At 58.1% G+C, this 20,480-nt stretch carries 20 protein-coding genes; 12 read left to right on the top strand and 8 right to left on the bottom strand.

The annotated features are described in order from the left end of the window. Nucleotides 1-302: 302 nt before the first annotated feature. A complete protein-coding gene (gene mobB / locus ACJ8MK_RS23025) occupies nt 303-821 on the bottom strand; it encodes a molybdopterin-guanine dinucleotide biosynthesis protein MobB (protein WP_047569984.1) in 519 nt (172 codons plus the stop codon). After that, nucleotides 818-1,408: a molybdenum cofactor guanylyltransferase MobA gene (mobA, locus tag ACJ8MK_RS23020; protein WP_033636501.1), complete on the bottom strand. Its 591-nt coding sequence runs from the start codon at nt 1,406-1,408 to the stop codon at nt 818-820. Before mobA ends, mobB begins: the two co-directional genes overlap by 4 nt. Nucleotides 1,409-1,556: 148 nt before the next feature. Here mobA and ACJ8MK_RS23015 point away from each other — a divergent pair, with 148 nt between their 5' ends. The 3 genes from ACJ8MK_RS23015 (at nt 1,557) to dsbA (ending at nt 3,564) form a co-directional block, all read left to right on the top strand. After that, nucleotides 1,557-1,826, top strand: coding sequence for a YihD family protein (locus tag ACJ8MK_RS23015; protein ID WP_033638631.1), 270 nt, complete (start codon nt 1,557-1,559; stop codon nt 1,824-1,826). A 98-nt stretch (nt 1,827-1,924) separates the two neighbouring features. Further along, nucleotides 1,925-2,911 (top strand): serine/threonine protein kinase, encoded by a 987-nt coding sequence (locus ACJ8MK_RS23010; RefSeq protein WP_047569988.1) that lies wholly within the window; start codon nt 1,925-1,927, stop codon nt 2,909-2,911. A 29-nt stretch (nt 2,912-2,940) separates the two neighbouring features. Further along, a complete protein-coding gene (gene dsbA / locus ACJ8MK_RS23005; protein WP_004931264.1) occupies nt 2,941-3,564 on the top strand; it encodes a thiol:disulfide interchange protein DsbA in 624 nt (207 codons plus the stop codon). A 46-nt stretch (nt 3,565-3,610) separates the two neighbouring features. Here dsbA and ACJ8MK_RS23000 read toward each other — a convergent pair whose 3' ends face one another. Continuing rightward, complete coding sequence (locus ACJ8MK_RS23000) at nt 3,611-4,507, bottom strand: acyltransferase (RefSeq protein WP_033636498.1); 897 nt, start codon at nt 4,505-4,507, stop codon at nt 3,611-3,613. 497 nt (nt 4,508-5,004) lie between these two features. Here ACJ8MK_RS23000 and polA point away from each other — a divergent pair, with 497 nt between their 5' ends. Both polA and ACJ8MK_RS22990 read left to right on the top strand, forming a co-directional pair. Further along, the gene (gene polA / locus ACJ8MK_RS22995; RefSeq protein WP_442518081.1) at nt 5,005-7,806 is read left to right on the top strand and encodes a DNA polymerase I; all 2,802 of its coding nucleotides are present in this window, start codon (nt 5,005-5,007) and stop codon (nt 7,804-7,806) included. Nucleotides 7,807-7,997: 191 nt separating this feature from the next. Next, entirely contained in the window at nt 7,998-8,045 is a 48-nt protein-coding gene (locus tag ACJ8MK_RS22990) for a spot 42 RNA, inhibition of DNA synthesis (protein WP_071892919.1), read from the top strand. A 278-nt stretch (nt 8,046-8,323) separates the two neighbouring features. Here the strand turns inward: ACJ8MK_RS22990 and yihA are convergent, their stop codons facing one another. After that, entirely contained in the window at nt 8,324-8,968 is a 645-nt protein-coding gene (yihA, locus tag ACJ8MK_RS22985; RefSeq protein ID WP_019452177.1) for a ribosome biogenesis GTP-binding protein YihA/YsxC, read from the bottom strand. A gap of 505 nt (nt 8,969-9,473) precedes the next feature. On the opposite strand from yihA, the gene ACJ8MK_RS22980 reads away from it, so the two are divergent. The 3 genes from ACJ8MK_RS22980 (at nt 9,474) to hemN (ending at nt 11,798) form a co-directional block, all read left to right on the top strand. Beyond that, complete coding sequence (locus ACJ8MK_RS22980) at nt 9,474-9,677, top strand: hypothetical protein (RefSeq protein WP_223182053.1); 204 nt, start codon at nt 9,474-9,476, stop codon at nt 9,675-9,677. Between the two features lie 25 nt (nt 9,678-9,702). Then, a complete protein-coding gene (gene yihI, locus ACJ8MK_RS22975; RefSeq protein WP_071883854.1) occupies nt 9,703-10,242 on the top strand; it encodes a Der GTPase-activating protein YihI in 540 nt (179 codons plus the stop codon). Nucleotides 10,243-10,424: 182 nt separating this feature from the next. Further along, on the top strand, nt 10,425-11,798 hold the full coding sequence (gene hemN / locus ACJ8MK_RS22970; protein WP_342136278.1) for an oxygen-independent coproporphyrinogen III oxidase: 1,374 nt from the start codon (nt 10,425-10,427) through the stop codon (nt 11,796-11,798). A gap of 34 nt (nt 11,799-11,832) precedes the next feature. On the opposite strand, the gene ACJ8MK_RS22965 is transcribed toward hemN, so the two are convergent. From ACJ8MK_RS22965 to glnA, 4 genes are all read right to left on the bottom strand, one after another. Continuing rightward, a complete protein-coding gene (locus ACJ8MK_RS22965) occupies nt 11,833-11,955 on the bottom strand; it encodes a YshB family small membrane protein (RefSeq protein ID WP_015379453.1) in 123 nt (40 codons plus the stop codon). A gap of 113 nt (nt 11,956-12,068) precedes the next feature. Beyond that, nucleotides 12,069-13,481 carry a nitrogen regulation protein NR(I) gene (glnG, locus tag ACJ8MK_RS22960; protein ID WP_015379452.1) on the bottom strand — a complete coding sequence of 471 codons (1,413 nt, stop codon included), beginning with the start codon at nt 13,479-13,481 and terminating at the stop codon, nt 12,069-12,071. Between the two features lie 8 nt (nt 13,482-13,489). After that, complete coding sequence (gene glnL / locus ACJ8MK_RS22955; RefSeq protein WP_004931246.1) at nt 13,490-14,539, bottom strand: nitrogen regulation protein NR(II); 1,050 nt, start codon at nt 14,537-14,539, stop codon at nt 13,490-13,492. 193 nt (nt 14,540-14,732) lie between these two features. Then, nucleotides 14,733-16,142 (bottom strand): glutamate--ammonia ligase, encoded by a 1,410-nt coding sequence (gene glnA / locus ACJ8MK_RS22950; RefSeq protein WP_004931244.1) that lies wholly within the window; start codon nt 16,140-16,142, stop codon nt 14,733-14,735. Nucleotides 16,143-16,512: 370 nt separating this feature from the next. Here glnA and typA point away from each other — a divergent pair, with 370 nt between their 5' ends. From typA to dtd, 4 genes are all read left to right on the top strand, one after another. Continuing rightward, complete coding sequence (gene typA, locus ACJ8MK_RS22945; protein WP_004931243.1) at nt 16,513-18,336, top strand: ribosome-dependent GTPase TypA; 1,824 nt, start codon at nt 16,513-16,515, stop codon at nt 18,334-18,336. Between the two features lie 166 nt (nt 18,337-18,502). Continuing rightward, the gene (gene yihX, locus ACJ8MK_RS22940; RefSeq protein ID WP_033636494.1) at nt 18,503-19,093 is read left to right on the top strand and encodes a glucose-1-phosphatase; all 591 of its coding nucleotides are present in this window, start codon (nt 18,503-18,505) and stop codon (nt 19,091-19,093) included. A gap of 51 nt (nt 19,094-19,144) precedes the next feature. Beyond that, entirely contained in the window at nt 19,145-20,038 is an 894-nt protein-coding gene (locus tag ACJ8MK_RS22935; protein ID WP_060388464.1) for a virulence factor BrkB family protein, read from the top strand. Further along, nucleotides 20,035-20,472, top strand: coding sequence for a D-aminoacyl-tRNA deacylase (gene dtd, locus ACJ8MK_RS22930; RefSeq protein ID WP_016929644.1), 438 nt, complete (start codon nt 20,035-20,037; stop codon nt 20,470-20,472). The genes ACJ8MK_RS22935 and dtd overlap by 4 nt, the downstream gene beginning before the upstream one ends. Nucleotides 20,473-20,480 lie beyond the last annotated feature (8 nt).

Here is a 20,480-nt window from a genome sequence, read left to right as displayed (position 1 = left end):
CCGATGGTAGTGTGGGGTCTCCCCATGCGAGAGTAGGACACTGCCAGGCATCAAATAAAACAACAAGCCTCATGCGAAAGCATGGGGCTTTTTGTTTTGTCTGTTATCTGGCGTTCTGCTCGAGCATGGCCATGCGAAAGGCCCGTCGGGAACGGGCCTTAACGCCGCTCGCGGCGGCCCCGGAGGGGAGAGTCTCAGGATGAGACGAATTGTGTAGGACACTGCCAGGCATCAAACCAAGCCGAAAGCCCTGAACATCAGTTCAGGGCTTTTTGCTATGCGTAAAACGCAAAAAAGCGCAGCTACGCTGCGCCTTTCAACCACTCGACAATAAAGTCGGCGATGCTTTCCGGTTGATTGAGATCCAACTGCTTAGCCGCGATGGATAGCGGCCGGTCGCTGGCTACCGCCACGACAAACTGATCCAGCATGTCTTCCAGCGGTCTGCCGATCTCGGCCCTATATAGCAGGATCTTGCTGACCGGCTCATGTTTGAACCCTTCCACCAGAATCAAATCGACCTTATCGGCGTCAAAACGCCCTGCCAGGTAGCGTAGATCCAAAGGTTGTTGCTCCGGCGTTTCGGTCATCAATGCCCAACGGCGATCGCTGGCGACCAGCGTTTGGTCGGCACCCGCTTTGCGCAGCTCATAGCTGTCTTTACCCGGCGTATCCACATCCATGTCGTGATGCGTATGCTTTATCAGCCCAACCCGCACCTGGCGCTGTTTCAGCATTGGGATCAATTGCTTGAGCAGGGTGGTTTTCCCCGTCCCGCTGTAGGCGCCGATGGCCAGCAAAGGGGGCAATGAACGATTCATGTTTTTAGCTCTCGTGCTTGCTGCCAGTGCAGGCAGTCTTCCGGCGTATTCAGGTTATGAAATGCCGTTTGCTGCCCGCTGAACACCACGCGTTGTGCGTTAATCTGATGCAAGAACAGCATCAGCTTGCGTTCACCGCGCGCCAGATAGTCGGCCAGCTGCGGCGCTATTTGGGTATGCAATAATGCCAGCGTAGGGTGATCTCGTTCACCATCGCTGGCAAAGGCTGCTGGCGCCGCGCCTTTTTGCCGCCATAACTGCGCGACTAAGTCGGCGGGAAAGTCGGGGACGTCACAAGGGACGAAGGCCACCCACTCGCTGGGGGCCTGTTTGAGCCCGGCGAGCATCCCGGCCAACGGCCCGGCGAAATCGGGCGTCAGATCGCCAATCACCGGCAAACCGCTCGCCTGGTAACGTGCCTGATTGCGATTGGCGCTGATGGCGACAGAAGCCACTTGCGGCCGTAACCGAGCCAATACGTGTTGATAGAGTGCGATACCGGCAATCGACACCAGGCCTTTGTCTTCACCGCCCATACGCGTGGCCCGTCCGCCGGCCAAAATGACGCCGCTGATTTCTTTATGCATCTCGTTTATCCCGCCTTGTCGATGCGCTGATTGTAGCGCTAAAGCCGGCGCGACATCAGGATTTACCTTTATTGACAAGCCGGTTCTTTCACTGCGTGGGTAAGCCTGTTACTTTGTGAGTTTATTCATGCTATTGGACGATATTGAGATGAAAACGCATCGCGTAAACGAGTTGATCGAGCTGTTGCACCCGGCCTGGCAGGAAGATCCCGATCTCAATTTGATGCAGTTTTTGCAAAAGCTGGCGCAGGAAGCGGGCTTCCAGGGCGAGTTGTCCGAACTGAGCGACGACATTCTTATTTACCATCTGAAAATGCGCGGCAGCGCCGGCACGGATCAGATCCCGGGCCTGAAGAAAGATTACGAAGAAGATTTTAAAACGGCGCTGTTGCGCGCTCGCGGCGTTATCAAGGACTGATCCTCGCGCGGTGCGAGAAAGCATAGCTCGTGAAAGGCGCCATTAATGCTACTATTTCTCATTCCCGGCACCGTGCTGTCAGCGATCAAACGAACGTTATGAATAACTCTGCTTTTAATTTCGACACCCTGTCGCCCGATTTGATTATGGACGCGCTAGAAGGGGTTGGCCTGCGCGTCGATTCCGGTCTGACGGCGCTGAACAGCTATGAGAACCGCGTCTATCAGTTTATGGACGAAGATCGCCGGCGCTACGTGGTGAAGTTTTACCGCCCGGAGCGCTGGAGCGCCGCACAAATCGGTGAGGAACATCAGTTCGCTCTGGATCTGGCCAGCGCGGAAATTCCTGCGGTGGCGCCGCTGGCGCTGCAAGGCGCTACGCTGCATACGCACGGTGGATTCTTCTTTACCCTGTTTCCCAGCGTGGGCGGGCGCCAATATGAGATAGACAACCTGGATCAGTTGGAATGGGTGGGTCGTTTCCTGGGCCGTATCCATCAGGTCGGCGGCGAGCGTTTGTTCGCCGAACGGCCGACGATGGGGGTTGAAGAGTATCTCACCGCCCCGCGTCAGGTGTTGGCCGATTGCGGGCTGTTGCCGGCAGCACAGCGTGACGCGTTCCTGCTGGCAACGGACAACCTGATTGCGGCGATCAAGGCGCACTGGCATCTGGACTGGCAGCCGCGCCGTTTGCACGGTGATTGCCATCCGGGCAATATTCTGTGGCGCGACGGCCCGCTGTTCGTCGATCTTGATGACGCGCGTAACGGCCCGGCGGTGCAGGATTTGTGGATGCTGCTGCACGGTGAGCGGCGCGATCAATTGATGCAGCTGGACGTATTGCTGGAAGCGTACGGCGAATTTGCCGAGTTCGACCAACGCGAGCTGGCGTTGATTGAGCCGCTGCGGGCGATGCGCATGGTGTATTACCTGGCCTGGGTCGCCCGCCGTTGGCAGGATCCGGCCTTCCCTAAGAGTTTTCCGTGGATGGCGGAGTCTGATTTCTGGTTGTCTCAGACTGCGGCCTTCACCGAACAGGTTAAGCTGTTGCAGGAGCCCCCTCTGCAGCTGACGCCAATGTATTGAAGCTTTAACACAATGGAGAGTTTAGTCTTATGAAAAAAATATGGTTGGCGCTCGTTGGCATGGTGATGGCCTTCAGTGCCTCGGCGGCACAGTTCAGCGATGGCGCTCAGTACGTGACCCTGGACAAGCCGGTGACCGGTGAGCCTCAGGTGCTGGAGTTCTTCTCCTTCTACTGCCCGCACTGCTACCAGTTCGAGCAGGTCTATCACGTGTCCGAGAACGTGAAGAAGGCGCTGCCTGCCGGCACCAAAATGACCAAGTACCACGTTGAGTTCCTGGGGCCGCTGGGCAAACAGCTGACTCAGGCATGGGCGGTGGCGATGGCGCTGGGCGTGGAAGACAAGGTAAGCCCGTTGATGTTTGAAGCGGTGCAGAAAACCCAGACCGTGCAAACGCCGGACGATATCCGTAACGTCTTCGTGAAAGCGGGCGTGACCGCCGCAGATTATGACGCGGCATGGAACAGCTTCGTGGTGAAATCTCTGGTGGTTCAACAGGAGAAAGCCGCGGAAGATCTGCAACTGCGCGGTGTGCCGGCGGTATTCGTGAACGGCAAATACATGGTTAAAAACGATGGCCTGGACACCAGCTCGATGGACGCTTACGTGAAGCAGTTCGCCGACGTGGTTAAATTCCTCAGCCAGCAGAAATAAGCCAGATTCAACATGAAAAACGCCGGCGTTCGTTGCCGGCGTTTTTTTATCCGTATTGCCGCTTCAATTTATCCAGCAGCCGGTCTTTTTCCTGCCACAGCGTATTCAGCCACAGTTGGAAACGCCGCTTGAACTGCTTGTCGTTGAAATAGTCCCCGTGCAGGGTTTCATCGATCGGTAGCGTCTCTATTCTTACCACGATGCGCGTCAAACGACCGCACAGCATATCCAGAAAAGGCCGTTGGTTATTTTCCGGATAGAGCAGAGTGACGTTCAACACTTTGTCGAACTGATTGCCCAGCGCGCTAAGGGTAAACGCGATGCCGGCGGCTTTGGGCGCCAGCAAATTGCGATACGGCGAATTGCTTTTAATTTTCTTGGCTTCGGTGAAGCGCGAACCTTCGACGAAATTGACGATGGTGGTTGGACGTTGACGGAATTTTTCGCAGGAACGGCGCGTGGTTTCGATATCCTTGCCGCGCTTCTCCGGATGCTTGAGCAAATAGGCGCGGGAGTAACGCTTCATGAATGGCATATCCAGCGCCCAGCAGGCTAGGCCGACAAAAGGCACCCAGGCGAGCTGTTGCTTGAGGAAATACTTATTCATTGGAATATGATTTCTGAACAGCACGCACAACACGACAATGTCTGACCAGCTTTCGTGGTTGCTGATCAGCAGATACCAGTTTTTGCGATCCAGCCCTTCCAGCCCTTCAATATCCCAACGCAATTGCCCGTTAATGCGCAATAACAGCGCCAGCCCCTGACACCAACACCACATCATGAAATCGGCGAAAGCAGAGATATATCGCCAGACGGCGGGAATGGGCACCAGGAGTTTCACGATGCCGGCCAGCGTGATGGGGATAGAACACAACACCGTCACCAGAATGGTGAGTATGACGGAAATGATAAAGATAACAGGCGTTAACAATCTTGGCATGGTTATGGGCTGACGGTTGTTGGGAACATCGTTGCATGCCGAAGCGCATGAACAAAAGCCTATTTTAACAGAGAATGTCGGGGTAAAGCGCCGCTAAAAATCACTGTTTTTGGCCTCGCCGGATAACCATTTGCCGAGTTTTTGTGCAACTTGTCCAGCTTGTGCTAAGGTAATTGAGGCGCCGAATTTGATTAATAGTGCGATTAAAATCCGGCGAAAGTTATATCCACAAATCCAATAAAAGCCAGTAATAAAGCGTCGCCGGAATTCGTTCTTTTAACGCGGTGATTTAAATAGGAATTTTATTCGCCGTTATAACGATAATCACAACGTTATAATTCGGTCTCTTTTCTATGCACAAAGTTATCCACAGGTAAGATCTTGCGGATCCTCGCGCACAATCTCATCATTTTCGTCCGCAATGCACGCTAAGGTTCGTCTCCGGCGGCCAGCTATGGCATGCTTACCCCTATGTCCGATCACGATAAAGAAACGCTATGGCCCAGATTGCAGAAAACCCACTAATCCTGGTTGACGGTTCCTCCTACCTCTACCGCGCTTATCACGCCTTCCCGCCGCTGACCAACTCGGCGGGCGAGCCGACCGGCGCGATGTACGGCGTGCTGAATATGCTGCGCAGCCTGCTGCTGCAGTATCAACCGAGCCACGTTGCCGTGGTGTTTGATGCCAAAGGGAAGACCTTCCGCGATGATCTCTTCGCCGAATACAAATCGCACCGGCCACCGATGCCGGACGATCTGCGTGCGCAGATCGAGCCGCTGCATAACATGGTCAAGGCGATGGGCCTGCCGCTGCTGGTGACGCCCGGCGTTGAGGCGGACGACGTCATCGGTACGCTGGCGCTGGAGGCCGAAAAGGCCGGCCACGCGGTGCTGATCAGCACCGGCGACAAAGACATGGCGCAGTTGGTGACGCCGAACGTCACCCTGATCAACACCATGAACAACACCATCCTCGGCCCGCAGGAAGTGTGCGACAAGTACGGTATTCCGCCGGAGCTGATCATCGACTTCCTGGCGCTGATGGGCGATTCATCGGACAACATTCCCGGCGTGCCGGGCGTGGGTGAGAAAACCGCTCAGGCGTTGCTGCAGGGTATCGGCGGGCTGGATGCGCTGTACGGCAATCTGGAGAATATCGCCACGCTGAGCTTCCGCGGCGCCAAAACCATGGCGGCCAAGCTGGAGCAGAACAAAGAGGTCGCGTACCTCTCCTATAAGCTGGCGACGATCAAAACCGACGTTGAGCTGGATCTGACCTGCGCGGATCTGACGGTCTCTGCACCGGATGTCGATACGCTGCAGCAGCTGTTCAAACAGTACGAATTCAAACGCTGGCTGGCGGACGTGGAAGCCGGCGTATGGCTGGAAAACAAGAAAGGCGCGGGAGCGAAAGCTGCCGGCGGCGCCAAACCGGCCGCCGCCGCCGCGGAAGCGCCGAAGGCGCTGGCGGAGGCCAAGCTGTCCCAGGACGGTTATGTCACCATTCTGGATGAAGCGGCCTTTACCGACTGGCTGGCGCGGCTGAAAAAGGCCGACGTGTTTGCCTTCGATACCGAAACCGACGGTCTGGATACCCTGACCGCCAACCTGATCGGCCTGTCCTTCGCGATCGCGCCGGGCGAAGCGGCTTATTTGCCGGTGGCGCACGATTATCTGGACGCCCCGCCACAGCTGGACCGAGCCTACGTGCTGGAAGCGCTCAAGCCGCTGCTGGAGGACGATAAGGCGCTGAAGGTCGGGCAAAACCTGAAGTTCGACATGAGCCTGCTGGCGCGCTACGGCATTGAGATGCGCGGCATCGCCTACGACACCATGCTGGAGTCCTATGTGCTGGACAGCGTCGGCGGCCGTCACGATATGGACAGCCTGGCCGATCGTTATCTGGGCCATAAAACCATCACCTTCGAAGAGATCGCCGGCAAGGGCAAAAACCAGCTGACGTTCAACCAGATCGCGCTGGAGCAGGCGGCGCCTTACGCCGCCGAAGACGCCGATGTCACGCTGCAGTTGCACCTAGCGATGTGGCCGCAGTTGAAACAGAGCGCAGAGCTGCTGACGGTGTTCAACGAGATTGAAATGCCGCTGCTGCCGGTGCTGTCGCATATCGAACGCACCGGGGTGCTGATCGATCCGGCCATTTTGTCGGCCCACTCCCAGGAGCTGGCCAAGCGTCTGGCTGAGCTGGAGGCGCAGGCCCACGAGCTGGCGGAAGAGCCGTTCAACCTGGCGTCGACCAAGCAGCTGCAGGCTATCTTGTACGAGAAACAAAAGTTGCCGGTGCTGAAGAAAACCCCGGGCGGTGCGCCGTCCACGAACGAAGAAGTGCTGGCCGAGCTGGCGCTGGATTACCCGCTGCCGAAGGTGATCCTGGAATACCGCGGCCTGGCGAAGCTGAAGACCACCTATACCGACAAGCTACCGCTGATGATCAACCCGGTCAGCGGCCGGGTACACACCTCGTACCATCAGGCGGTGACTGCGACCGGCCGTCTCTCCTCGAGCGATCCGAACCTGCAGAACATCCCGGTGCGCAACGAAGAAGGGCGGCGCATCCGCCAGGCTTTCATCGCGCCGGAAGGCTACCGCATCGTCGCGGCCGACTACTCGCAGATCGAGCTGCGCATCATGGCGCATCTGTCACAGGATGAAGGGCTGCTGAAGGCCTTCGCCGAAGGGAAAGACATTCACCGCGCCACGGCGTCGGAAGTCTTCGGTGTGCCGTTGGATAAAGTGACCGGCGAACAGCGCCGCAGCGCCAAGGCGATTAACTTTGGCCTGATTTACGGCATGAGCGCCTTCGGCCTGGCGCGCCAGTTGGGGATCCCGCGTGGGGAAGCCCAGCGCTATATGGATCTGTACTTCGAGCGTTACCCGGGCGTGCTGGACTACATGGAGCGCACCCGTCAGCAGGCTTCCGAACAGGGCTATGTCAGCACGCTGGACGGGCGCCGCCTGTACCTGCCGGACGTCCGCTCCAGCAACGCCATGCGCCGCAAGGCGGCCGAGCGCGCCGCCATCAACGCCCCGATGCAGGGCACCGCGGCCGATATCATCAAGCGTGCGATGATCGAGGTCGACGCCTGGCTGCAAGGGCAGAAGAAGCCGTTGGTGCGCGCGATCATGCAGGTGCACGATGAATTGGTATTTGAGGTGCATGAGTCGGTGATCGAAGAAGCCAGCCAACGCATCCGTCAATTGATGGAAGGCAGCATGACTCTGGCGGTGCCGCTGAAGGTCGACGTGGGCGTTGGCATGAACTGGGATGAGGCGCACTGATTACCGGGTTATCGCCGGATGTGCTAACTGGCGATAACCTAAGCACTTTTCGTAATTAAGCTACAAGATGCGGCGATAGTTTCCCCAACTTCGCCGTTCTTGCGCCGCAAATTGTGTAAGTAAACTACAAAAAATTCTTTTGCCCTGCGAAAAAATAAGGTAGAGTTACAGGCGTAGGGTACAGAGGTAAGATGTTCTATCTTTCAGACCTTTTACTTCACGTAATCGGATTTGGCTGAATATTTAGCCGCCCCAGTCAGTATTGACTGGGGCGTTTTTTATTGTAAAAACAGCAGCAAACCATACGTTTTTCCTATCGCTCCGCACCGCTTTTCGTTCCTGCTTTCCTCCTTTCGACTCGCGTAATCCGGCGAGATAAGCCAGCCCTGGCGATAAGTTTTTATGATGGCTTTATTTCAGAACTGTAATTAGATAACAAAAAATCCCACCTGCGGCTGAACTGCGGGTATAAAAAAGCCGATGCGGCGAGGCATCGGCTCTGGCGTTCGGCCTGGGCTTATTCGCCGGCTTCGTCTTCCGGCAGCACTTCCGGTGGGATCTCGTTAAACCAGGTGTCCAGCTTCTGGCGCAGCTTGTCGACGCCGATCTTCTTCAGCGACGAGAAGGCTTCAACCTGGATATCCCCCATAAACGGCAGCACCGCTTCACGCACCATATTGAGCTGCGCCTTGCGTGCGCCGGAGGCCAGCTTGTCGGCCTTGGTCAGCAGCACCAGCACCGGCGTGCCGACGTCGACCGCCCACTGGATCATCTGCTGGTCGAGATCTTTCAGCGGATGGCGAATATCCATCAGCACCACCAGGCCTTTCAGGCTGTTGCGCATCTGCAGGTATTCGCCCAGCGCGCGCTGCCATTTGCGCTTCATCTCTTCCGGCACTTCGGCGTAGCCGTAACCCGGCAGGTCGACCAGGCGGATGCCGTCTTCCACTTCGAACAGGTTGATCAGCTGGGTGCGCCCCGGCGTCTTACTGGTGCGCGCCAGGCTTTTTTGGTTGGTCAGCGTATTCAGCGCGCTGGATTTCCCGGCGTTGGAACGGCCGGCAAAGGCGACTTCAATTCCTGCATCCCCCGGCAGATGGCGAATATCGGGTGCGCTGGTGACGAAATGGGTCACATGATAGTTGTAGTTCTTGCTGGTCAAAATTTTTCGTCTCCGTGAGGATGGCTAACTGGTTGGCGATTATAACTGCATCAGCGGTAAAAATGGCGTGTTTCTCGGTTTTTAAGCGGCGGGACGCGATAAAACGACAGTTATGCCGCGCGTACGTTGTGAGACATTTGCCATTCGAATCGCGGGTAATGTCGCTTTATTCGAAAGTGATGTTTCTGTTTTTATTTTAAAAACAATATGTTGTTTTTTCGTTGTAGGGAAATGTCGTCCAAATCGGCGTCAGGTGCCTTGAGCCTTGGCAACAATAACGTAAAGTAGTCGTTAACGCAGGGTTGCGCAGGATTAAGGAACATCCGGGAAGGATGACAAATCTCAGGGAATGCACAGGGCGTGCAATGAGTGCCAGGATGAACGCAACAGGAAGTGACCCTTTCGCACCGGAACAGGCGGCAGGCACATCGGATGGTGAAGTATTGGCAGTTTGGATGCCGGCAGGAAGCGCGCTCGGGAAGAGCGGATGCGAATGGATTGCGCCATGGACGATTTTTCTTTCAGGATGAAGGACGTAGTGGCAGGGAATGCGGTTATAGCAGAAGGAAAAACCGGGATGTTGCATGTGCGCAAGGAGCGCGTAACAGGAATACCCTTCGCAAGAAGGTGCGAAATAGGCGGCAGGTTTAACCTGCCGCCTTTTTTCTTTGTCCGCTTTCTGCTAGATTCCGCCGCAATTCTATACTGAATCTACATACCTAAGAGCACACGCTATGAACCAGCCATCAAAAGCACCTCGCGGCAGCGCGGCGAAGTCAAAAACGAAAAAGAAAAGCCGTATGGAGCTCGATCAGGAAGCGCGCGAGCGCAAACGCCTGAAAAAGCGCCGCGGCCACGCTTCCGGTTCGCGCACCCAGGTCGAGTCCGGCAGCCAGAAGAACAAATCGGCGGCGGAAGCCAAAGATCCGCGTATCGGCAGTAAAGTGCCGGTAGCGCTGGTGGTCGACGAAACCAAAGTGAAGGCCAAACCGCAGCCGAAGCCAAAGGCCGAAGCGAAACCGCGCCTGTCGCCGGAAGAAGAGCTGGCGAAGCTGGAAAATGACGAACGCCTGAACGCGCTGCTGGATCGCATCGACGATGGCGAAACGCTGAACGCGGAAGAGCAGACCTATGTCGATAAAACGTTGGATCGCATCGATGTGCTGATGGACGTGTTGGGCATCGAACTGGGTGAAGACGACGACGAAGAAGAAGAGAAGCAGGAAGATATTCTGAAGCTGCTGAAAGGCGGCAACCCGAAAGACGCTTTTTAACGCGCTATGTGGCTCATCCCGGCAATAGCCCTACTCTTGATGTGTTATCTGCTGTGGTTATTCGGTAAACTATGGCGGCTGTCTAAGCGCAAAGCGCGTTTTCGCAGCGCTTCCGTGGCCAGACAGCGCAGACAACCGCCTCTCTCCAGGCCCGGTAGAAAAAGATATCGGAAGGAGTGAGCATGTCAGAGCAGACGATTGTCTGGGATTTGGCCCTGATCCAAAAATATAACTACTCAGGGCCGCGTTATACTTCATACCCCACGGCGCTGGAGTTTAACCAGCGCTACGACGAAGCGGCGTTTCAACGTGCCGCTGCGCGTTACCCTGAGCGGCCGCTGTCGCTGTATGTGCATATCCCTTTCTGTCATAAGCTGTGTTACTTCTGCGGCTGCAACAAGCTGGTGACGCGCCAGACCCACAAGGCCGACGAGTACCTGAACGTTTTGGCGCAAGAGATCGCCAGCCGTGCGCCGCTGTTCGCCGGCCGCAAGGTCGGCCAGATGCACTGGGGCGGCGGTACGCCGACCTACCTGGATAAAACGCAAATCAGCCGGCTGGTGGCGTTGCTGCGCGAACACTTTGATTTCCTGCCCGATGCGGAGATGTCGATCGAGGTCGATCCGCGCGAGATAGAGCTGGATGTGCTCGATCATTTACGCGCCGAAGGCTTTAACCGTCTGAGCATGGGGGTGCAGGATTTCAACAAACAGGTGCAGCAGTTGGTCAACCGCGAGCAGGACGAAGCCTTTATCTTCGCCCTGATTGAGCGGGCCAAAGCGCTGGGCTTCCGCTCGACCAATATCGATCTGATCTATGGCCTGCCGAAACAGACGCCGGAAAGCTTCGCTTTCACGCTGCAGCGGGTGGCTGAATTGAATCCCGATCGCCTCAGCGTGTTCAACTACGCGCATATGCCGAACTTGTTCGCCGCCCAGCGCAAAATCAAAGACGCCGATCTGCCCAGCGCCCAGCAGAAGCTGGATATCCTGCAACAGAGCATCGCTTTCCTGACCGGCGCCGGCTATCAGTTCATCGGCATGGATCACTTTGCGCGCCCGGACGACGAGCTGGCAATCGCCCAACGCGAAGGCAAGCTGCACCGCAATTTCCAGGGCTATACTACCCAGGGCGACAGCGATCTGCTGGGGCTGGGCGTGTCGGCCATCAGCATGCTCGGCGACAGCTATGCGCAGAACCAGAAAGAGCTGAAGCGTTACTATGAGAGCGTACCAGCGCAGGGCAACGCCCTGTGGCGCGGGCTGGCGCTGACGGACGACGATTGCCTGCGGCGCGATCTGATCAAAACCCTGATCTGCAATTTCCGGTTGGCGTATCAGCCGCTCGAACGGCAATACGGCATCGATTTCACCGCCTACTTCGCCGAAGACCTGCAGCTGCTGGCGCCGTTTGAACGCGATGGGCTGGTGGAGCGCGACGAGCAGGGCATTCGCGTCACGCCGCGCGGGCGCTTGCTGATCCGCAATATCTGCATGTGTTTCGATCGCTATCTGCGGCAACAGGCGCGCAGCCAGCAGTTCTCACGGGTGATCTGAGGATGAAAAAACAGCCGCTGATGCGGCTGTTTTTTTAACTGAAGAAGTTAATCAGCGCGGCGCACAATACCGCGGCAACCGCCGCCTGCGGGGTGTGGCTGGCGGCGGAGCCCAGCTCCGCGCCCTGAGAAATGAATACGATGAATGAGTCCAGCATCGTCAACCTCCAGAGTGTGCGACACGATCATACTGCGCCCGCACCGGCTGTAAAGCCTGCGGTTGGCGTTTTTTTGTGCGCCGGACGGCGTTTTTCATCATCCATCCCCGTTCCTATTCCATACCCAGCTCTTTGAGCTTGCGGGTCAGGGTATTGCGCCCCCAGCCCAGCAGGCGCGCGGCTTCCTGTTTGTGCCCCTGGGTGTGGCGCAGCGCGGTGGTGAGCAGCGTGCGCTCCATCTCCGGCTGTGCTTCCGACAGCAGGTTTTGATGACCGGAACGCAGCGCGCGATCGGCCCACTGCGCCAGCAGCGTGGCCCAGCTGTCCGGCAGACTGTGGCTGGGGCTTTCCGGCGCGGCGGTTTCGAACAGCTCACCCGGCAGATCCTGGATCAGCACTTCCTGCCCGGCGGCCATCACCGTCAGCCAGCGGCAGGTGTTCTCCAGCTGGCGCACGTTGCCCGGCCAGGGCAGGCGGGTCAGCGCGGTTTCGGTTTCCGGGTGCAGGTTCTTGGCCTCGACGCCTAACTCTTTGGCGGCGATCTGCAGGAAGTGGCGCGCCAGTCGCGGGATGTCTTCACGGCGCTCGCGCAGCGGCGGCAGGTGTACGCGGATCACGTTCAGGCGGTGGAACAGATCCTCGCGGAACTTGCCTTCCTGCACCCGCAGCTCCAGATTCTGGTGCGTGGCAGCGATGATGCGCACGTCGACCTTCACCGGCGCATAGCCGCCGACCCGGTAGAACTGGCCGTCCGCCAGCACCCGCAGCAGGCGCGTTTGCACGTCGAGCGGCATATCGCCGATCTCGTCGAGGAACAGCGTGCCGCCGTCGGCCTGTTCAAAACGGCCCTGACGAATTTGGTTCGCGCCGGTGAAGGCGCCTTTCTCGTGGCCGAACAGCTCGGACTCGATCAGATCCTTGGGGATGGCGGCCATGTTCAGGGCGATGAACGGCGACTTGGCGCGCGGGCTGTGGCGGTGCAGCGCATGCGCCACCAGCTCCTTGCCGGTGCCGGATTCGCCGTTGATCAGCACGCTGATCGACGAACGCGACAGCCGGCCGATGATGCGAAACACGTCCTGCATCGCCGGTGCCTCGCCGATGATGTCCGCCGCCGGATCGCTGGCCGGCTGGCTGCGCACCGGCTGCTGCTGCTCCTGATAATGGCTGATGGCGCGCTCGACCAGCGCCACCGCTTCGTCGATGTCGAACGGCTTCGGCAGGTAGTCGAAGGCCCCTTGCTGATAGGCGCTGACGGCGGCGTCCAAATCCGAATGCGCGGTCATGATGATCACCGGCAGCATCGGGTGGCGCTGTTTGATCTGCTTGAGCAGCGCCAGGCCGTCTATGCCCGGCATGCGGATATCGGACAGCAGCACGTCGGGGGTTTGCGTGGCCAAGGCTTCCAGCACGTCATTGCCGCCTTCGAAGGTGGCGCAGCTCAGGCCCGCGCCGGTGAGCGCGCGCTCAAGCACCCAGCGGATGGAGCTATCGTCATCGACGATCCAGACTATCCCTCGTTGCATAGCAAACCTCACTGACGAATGGGCAGGTAGACCGAGAATTCGGTATGACCTGGCCAACTGTTGAATTCAATTTTTCCGCAATGCTGATCGATAAGATTGCGGGCGATGGATAATCCCAGGCCGGTGCCGCCCTCGCGGCCGCTGACCATCGGGTAGAACAGCGTGTCCTGCAGCTGCGCCGGCACGCCGGGGCCGTCGTCTTCGACGTCGATGCGCGCCGCCAGCCGGTAGCGGGTGCCGTGCAGCGTAATCTGAAACGCGGTGCGGGTGCGCAGCGTGATGGTGCCGCCCGCCTCACCCAGCGCCTGCAGCGCATTGCGGGTAATGTTCAGCAGCACCTGTTCTATCTGATCCGGGTCGTGGGCCATTTCCGGCAGGCTCGGATCGTAATCGCGCACCAGCGTGACGTTATCCGGCATTTCCAGCGACACCAGCTGGCAGACGCGCTCCGCGACCTGATGGATGCTCTGGGTGATGTGCTGGCCGGGCCGCTGCGGGCCGAGCAGGCGATCCACCAGATTGCGCAGCCGATCGGCCTGCTCGATGATCACCTTGGTGTATTCGGTCAGCGCCGGATCGGGCAGCGCTTTGGCCAGCAGCTGTGCCGCGCCGCGCAGGCCGCCCAGCGGATTTTTAATCTCGTGCGCCAAACCGCGCACCAGATCGCGGGCCGCCACCTGTTGGGCATGCTGCAGCTGTTCCTGGCTCAGGCGGCGCTGATTGTCCATCGGCGCCAGCTCGACCAGAATATAGCCTTCCGGCAGCGCCTGAGCGGTCAGGGAAAGGATATGCGCACGGCCGTCGACCACCAGGGTCACTTCGTTGTCGGTGAAGCCCTGACCGGCGCGCAGGCTTTCACGCATCAAAGAGACGTTCAGCGAAAAATAACCGAGCAAATCGGGCAGCGGCGTGCCGAACAGCTTGCGGGAGCTTTGCGCCAGCAATTGCTGTGCCGCAGGGTTGGCGTAGTGAACCGCCAGAGAGTCATCTAACAGCAGGATGCTGTTGATGAGTGAATTGAGGATCTGCCCAGCATCGGGCAGCTTGCCAGTTGCCATACAGCAGACTCCTGCACCTTTTTAGTGCATCTATCCTACTCCATCCGGGATCGGCGCGGTATGGAATAGTTTTGCAGAAAATACGGTGGAGAAAAAAACCCATCCGAAGATGGGCTGAAAGTTTCCACGGCAACAAAAAAGCGATAACAAAAATGTGGGCGCCGTCCGCCTGTGCAGACGGCGCGGGTAGGGCTTAGACGCTGTAGTACAGTTCGAACTCAACCGGGTGTGGCGTCATGCGAATGCGGTCCATCTCTTCTTTGCGCAGTTCGATGTAGGCATCGATCGCATCGTCGGTGAACACGCCGCCGCGGGTCAGGAACTCGCGGTCTTCGTTCAGTGCGGCCATCGCCTCGTCCAGCGAGCCGGCCACTTTTGGGATCTCGGCTTCTTCTTCCGGCGGCAGGTCGTACAGGTTTTTGTCCATGGCGTCGCCAGGGTGGATCTTGTTGATGATGCCGTCCAGGCCGGCCATCAGCAGCGCGGCGAAGCACAGGTATGGGTTAGCCGCCGGATCCGGGAAGCGGGCTTCGATGCGGCGCGCTTTCGGGCTGGCGACCACCGGGATGCGGATGGACGCGGAGCGGTTACGGGCGGAGTAAGCCAGCATCACCGGCGCTTCGTAACCCGGCACCAGACGTTTGTACGAGTTGGTGGTCGGGTTGGCCAGGGCGTTGATCGCCTTGGCGTGCTTGATGATGCCGCCGATGTAGAACAGCGCGGTTTCAGACAGGCCGCCGTATTTGTCGCCGGCGAACAGGTTGGTGCCGTTCTTGGACAGCGACATGTGGCAGTGCATGCCGGAACCGTTGTCGCCGAACATAGGCTTCGGCATGAAGGTCGCGGTTTTGCCGAAAGCGTGCGCCACGTTGTGCACCACGTATTTGTAGATCTGAATTTCGTCGGCTTTCTTGGTCATGGTGTTGAAGCGGGTTGCCACTTCGTTCTGACCGGCGGTCGCCACTTCGTGGTGGTGCGCTTCAACCACCAGGCCCATCTCTTCCATGGTCAAGCACATGGTGGAACGCAGATCCTGCGAAGAGTCGACCGGTGGAACCGGGAAGTAACCGCCTTTCACCGCCGGACGGTGGCCTTTGTTGCCGCCGTCGTATTTTGTGCCGGAGTTCCAGGCGCCTTCGATGTCGTCGATGGCCACGTGGGAACCGCGGATGCTGCTGCCGAAGCGGATGTCGTCGAACAGGAAGAACTCAGGCTCTGGCCCGAACAGCACGGTATCCGCGATGCCGGAGGAGCGCAGGAAGTCTTCGGCGCGTTTGGAGATGGAGCGCGGGTCGCGATCGTAGCCTTGCATGGTGCCCGGCTCGAGAATGTCGCAGCGAATAATCAGGGTAGGTTCTTCGAAGAACGGATCCAGAACCGCCGTGCTGGCGTCCGGCATCAGCACCATGTCAGATTCGTTGATGCCCTTCCAACCACCGATAGAGGAGCCGTCAAACATTTTGCCTTCTTCGAAGAAGTCGGCGTTTACCTGGTGAGCCGGGATAGTCACGTGCTGTTCCTTACCCTTGGTGTCAGTGAAACGCAGGTCTACGAATTTCACTTCATGCTCATTCAGCATCGTCAAAACGTGTTCAGCGGACATACTTAACTCTCCCGGTTTATCATTGTCGTCGTCGTGGAACGAATCTGTGGAACTGGCTTTTTTTCGCCTTGAAAAGACTAAAGCGAAAAGCGTGCCAACTTTTTAAAAAGGCGTTCATCGCCTTTCTGGGCGGGTTTTACCCAGCCACAGTATGCACCACCAACGATAAATTGCACTGCTATGGTGCAATAAGGGCGGGTGCAGGCACCGAAATGGTGCAAAAGTGCAGCGATTGCGGCTTTTTGCACCGTGAAAGGGATCACAAACTGACCGGTACGCGGTTGTTTATAAGAGATGGTTGTGATCTTGTTTAGTCCCTCGCTTAATACGTGTACAATAGCGCGCTATTTCTAATGCCCGAGGCAAAGCTGTGATCGAAAATTTGCGTAACATCGCCATTATTGCCCACGTTGACCATGGTAAAACCACCCTGGTTGATAAGCTGCTGCAACAATCCGGTACTTTCGGAGAGCGTGCGGAAGCCACCGAACGCGTAATGGACTCCAACGATTTGGAGAAAGAGCGTGGGATTACCATCCTCGCAAAAAACACCGCCATTAATTGGAACGGTTACCGTATCAACATCGTGGATACCCCAGGACACGCCGACTTCGGCGGCGAGGTAGAGCGCGTGATGTCGATGGTTGACTCGGTGCTGCTGGTTGTGGATGCAATGGATGGCCCTATGCCGCAAACCCGCTTCGTGACCAAGAAGGCCTTCGCCAACGGTCTGAAGCCGATCGTGGTCATCAACAAGGTTGACCGTCCTGGCGCGCGCCCTGACTGGGTTGTGGATCAGGTGTTCGACCTGTTCGTGAACCTCGACGCGACCGACGAGCAGCTCGACTTCCCGATCATCTACGCTTCTGCGCTGAACGGCATCGCCGGCGTCGACCACACCGACATGGCGGAAGACATGACCCCGCTGTATCAGGCGATCGTCGACCACGTGTCTGCGCCGCAGGTTGAGCTGGAAGCGCCATTCCAGATGCAGATCTCCCAGTTGGACTACAACAACTACCTGGGCGTTATCGGCATCGGCCGCATCAAGCGCGGTAAAGTGAAGCCGAACCAGCAGGTCACCATCATCGACAGCGAAGGTAAAACTCGCAACGGTAAAGTGGGCAAAGTGCTGGGCCACCTGGGTCTGGAGCGTATCGACAGCACCCTGGCGGAAGCGGGCGACATCATCGCCATCACCGGCCTGGGCGAGCTGAACATCTCCGACACCATCTGCGACACCAACGCCGTAGAAGCGCTGCCGGCGCTGTCCGTCGACGAACCGACCGTCACCATGTTCTTCAACGTCAACACCTCGCCGTTCTGCGGTAAAGAAGGCAAGTACGTGACGTCGCGTCAGATCCTTGACCGTCTGAACAAAGAGCTGGTGCACAACGTGGCGCTGCGCGTTGAAGAAACCGACGATGCAGACGCCTTCCGCGTCTCCGGCCGTGGCGAACTGCACCTGTCGGTGCTGATCGAAAACATGCGTCGCGAAGGTTTCGAGCTGGCGGTTTCCCGTCCGAAAGTTATCTTCCGCGAAATCGATGGCCGCAAGCAGGAGCCATTCGAGAACGTGACGCTGGATATCGAAGAGCAGCATCAGGGTTCCGTGATGCAGGCGATGGGCGAGCGTAAAGCCGACCTGAAAAACATGGATCCGGACGGTAAGGGCCGCGTGCGTCTCGACTACGTGATCCCAAGCCGCGGTCTGATCGGCTTCCGTAACGAATTCATGACCATGACTTCGGGCACCGGTCTGCTGTACTCCACCTTCAGCCACTACGACGACGTGCGTCCGGGCGAAGTGGGCCAGCGTCAGAACGGCGTGCTGATCTCCAACGGCCAGGGCAAAGCGGTCGCGTTCGCGCTGTTCGGCCTGCAGGATCGCGGCAAGCTGTTCCTGGGCCACGGTGCGGAAGTGTATGAAGGCCAGATCATCGGTATTCACTCGCGTTCCAACGACCTGACCGTAAACTGCCTGACCGGTAAGAAGCTGACCAACATGCGTGCTTCCGGTACTGACGAAGCGACTACCCTGGTTCCGGCCATCAAAATGACCCTGGAGCAAGCTCTGGAGTTCATCGATGACGACGAACTGGTAGAAGTGACGCCAACCTCGATCCGTATCCGTAAGCGTCACCTGACGGAAAACGATCGTAAGCGTGCCAGCCGCGGTCCTAAAGACGCTTAATCGCTGATTGAGTGTCTCATGCTTAGGGCGCGGTTCTCGCGCCCTGAGTTTTTTCCTCTGTTGTTCCCCGTTTGTGCGGCGCGCTATGCGCTTTTCCGTTCGCTCCCTGTTCAGCTGTTCCTTTTCCCGCTACAGTGAAATCTCACCGGCCCATCAGGAGAGGACTATGCTGTATATCTTTGATTTAGGTAATGTGATCGTCGATATCGATTTCAAGCGTGTGCTGGGCGTGTGGAGCAATTTGAGCGGCACGCCGTTGGCGGTGCTGTCCGATCGTTTCACCATGGGTGAGGTGTTCCAGCAGCATGAACGCGGTGAAATCAGCGACGAAGACTTCGCCGGCAAGCTGTGCGATGAAATGGGCATCGCGCTCAGCTTCGAGCAGTTCGCCACCGGCTGGCAGGCGGTATTCGTCGCGCTGCGCCCGGAAGTGATCGACATCATGCAGCGCCTGCGCAACGAGGGCCACCGGGTGGTGGTGCTGTCGAACACCAACCGTCTGCACTGCAACTACTGGCCGCAGCACTATCCTGAAGTGGCCGCCGCCGCCGATCACCTCTATCTGTCGCAAGATCTCGGCATGCGCAAGCCGGAGGCCGAGATCTACCAGCATGTGCTGGCCGCGGAAAACACCGCCGCCGCCGACGCGGTGTTCTTCGACGATCACCCGGCGAACGTCCTCGCCGCGCAGGCGCTGGGGATCAAGACGGTGCACGTCACCGATCGCGACGTGGTGCCGGCCTATTTTGCTCAATGAGCGTAGGGCGCGTTAAGCTTAAGGCGTATCAACGGACATCAAGGAGTGACCATGTCGTTTTTCCGCCGCAAGAAGCTGCCCTCTGCGATTAAGCCCGGCGTCACCTTCGGACGGCTGCTGTACCAGCGTATCGATCACGATGGCCTGACGATGTTGGCGGGCCATCTCGCCTATGTTTCCCTGCTGTCGCTGGTGCCGCTGGTCACCGTGGTGTTCGCGCTGTTCGCCGCTTTCCCGATGTTTTCCGACATCAGCGAACAGCTGAAGAGCTTCATCTTTTCCAATTTCGTGCCGGCCGCCGGCAACGTCATACAGAACTACCTGGAACAGTTCGTCGCCAACTCCAACAAGATGACCGCCGTCGGCACCTGCGGGCTGATCGTCACCGCGCTGCTGTTGATCTCCTCGGTGGACAGCGTGCTGAACACCATCTGGCGCAGCAAGAACAAGCGGCCGATCGTCTTCTCCTTCGCCGTGTACTGGATGGTGCTGACGCTGGGGCCGCTGCTGGTGGGTGCCAGCATGGCCATCAGCTCCTACCTGCTGTCGCTCAACTGGCTGGCGCAGACCGGCGTCAACGGCCTGGTGGATCAGGTGCTGCGCATCTTCCCGCTGATTTTGTCGTGCGCTTCCTTCTGGCTGCTGTATTGCATCGTGCCGACGGTGCGGGTGCCGCCCAAAGATGCGCTGATTGGCGCAGTGGTGGCCGGGTTGCTGTTCGAGCTGGGCAAGAAGGGATTCGCGCTGTACGTCACCATGTTCCCCTCCTATCAGCTGATTTACGGCGTGCTGGCGGTGATCCCGATTTTATTCCTGTGGGTCTACTGGAGCTGGTGTATCGTGTTACTCGGCGCGGAAATCACCGTGACCATCGGCGAATACCGCGACTACCGCCGGCAGAAGGCGGAGCAACAGGAACAGAAACCAGAAGGGCAGCAGGAATGATTGCGTTGATTCAACGGGTGTTAAACGCCAGCGTCACGGTGGGTGGCGAGACGGTAGGCAAGATTGGCCCCGGTTTGTTAGTGTTATTGGGCGTGGAGCAGGGCGATAACGAGCAAAAAGCGCAGCGCCTGTGCGAACGCGTGTTGGGATACCGCATTTTCGGCGACGAGAACGACAAGATGAATCTCAACGTCCAGCAGGCCGGGGGCAGCGTGCTGGTCGTTTCGCAGTTCACCCTGGCGGCGGACACCCAAAAGGGCATGCGGCCCAGCTTCTCGCGCGGCGCCGCACCTTTGGTCGCCGATCGGTTGTATCAATATTTTGTTGGCCAGTGCCGCGAACGCGGCGTAGAGACCCAGACCGGCGAATTCGCCGCCGACATGCAGGTGGCGCTGGTCAACGATGGTCCGGTGACATTCTGGCTACAGGTCTAAGCATTCGG

Origin of the sequence: Serratia sp. CY38905 (assembly GCF_052168875.1) — a bacterium.
GTDB lineage: Bacteria > Pseudomonadota > Gammaproteobacteria > Enterobacterales > Enterobacteriaceae > Serratia > Serratia sarumanii.
The sequence above is the reverse complement of the archived record's forward strand: the minus strand, read 5'-3'. Positions and strand labels throughout refer to the sequence as shown.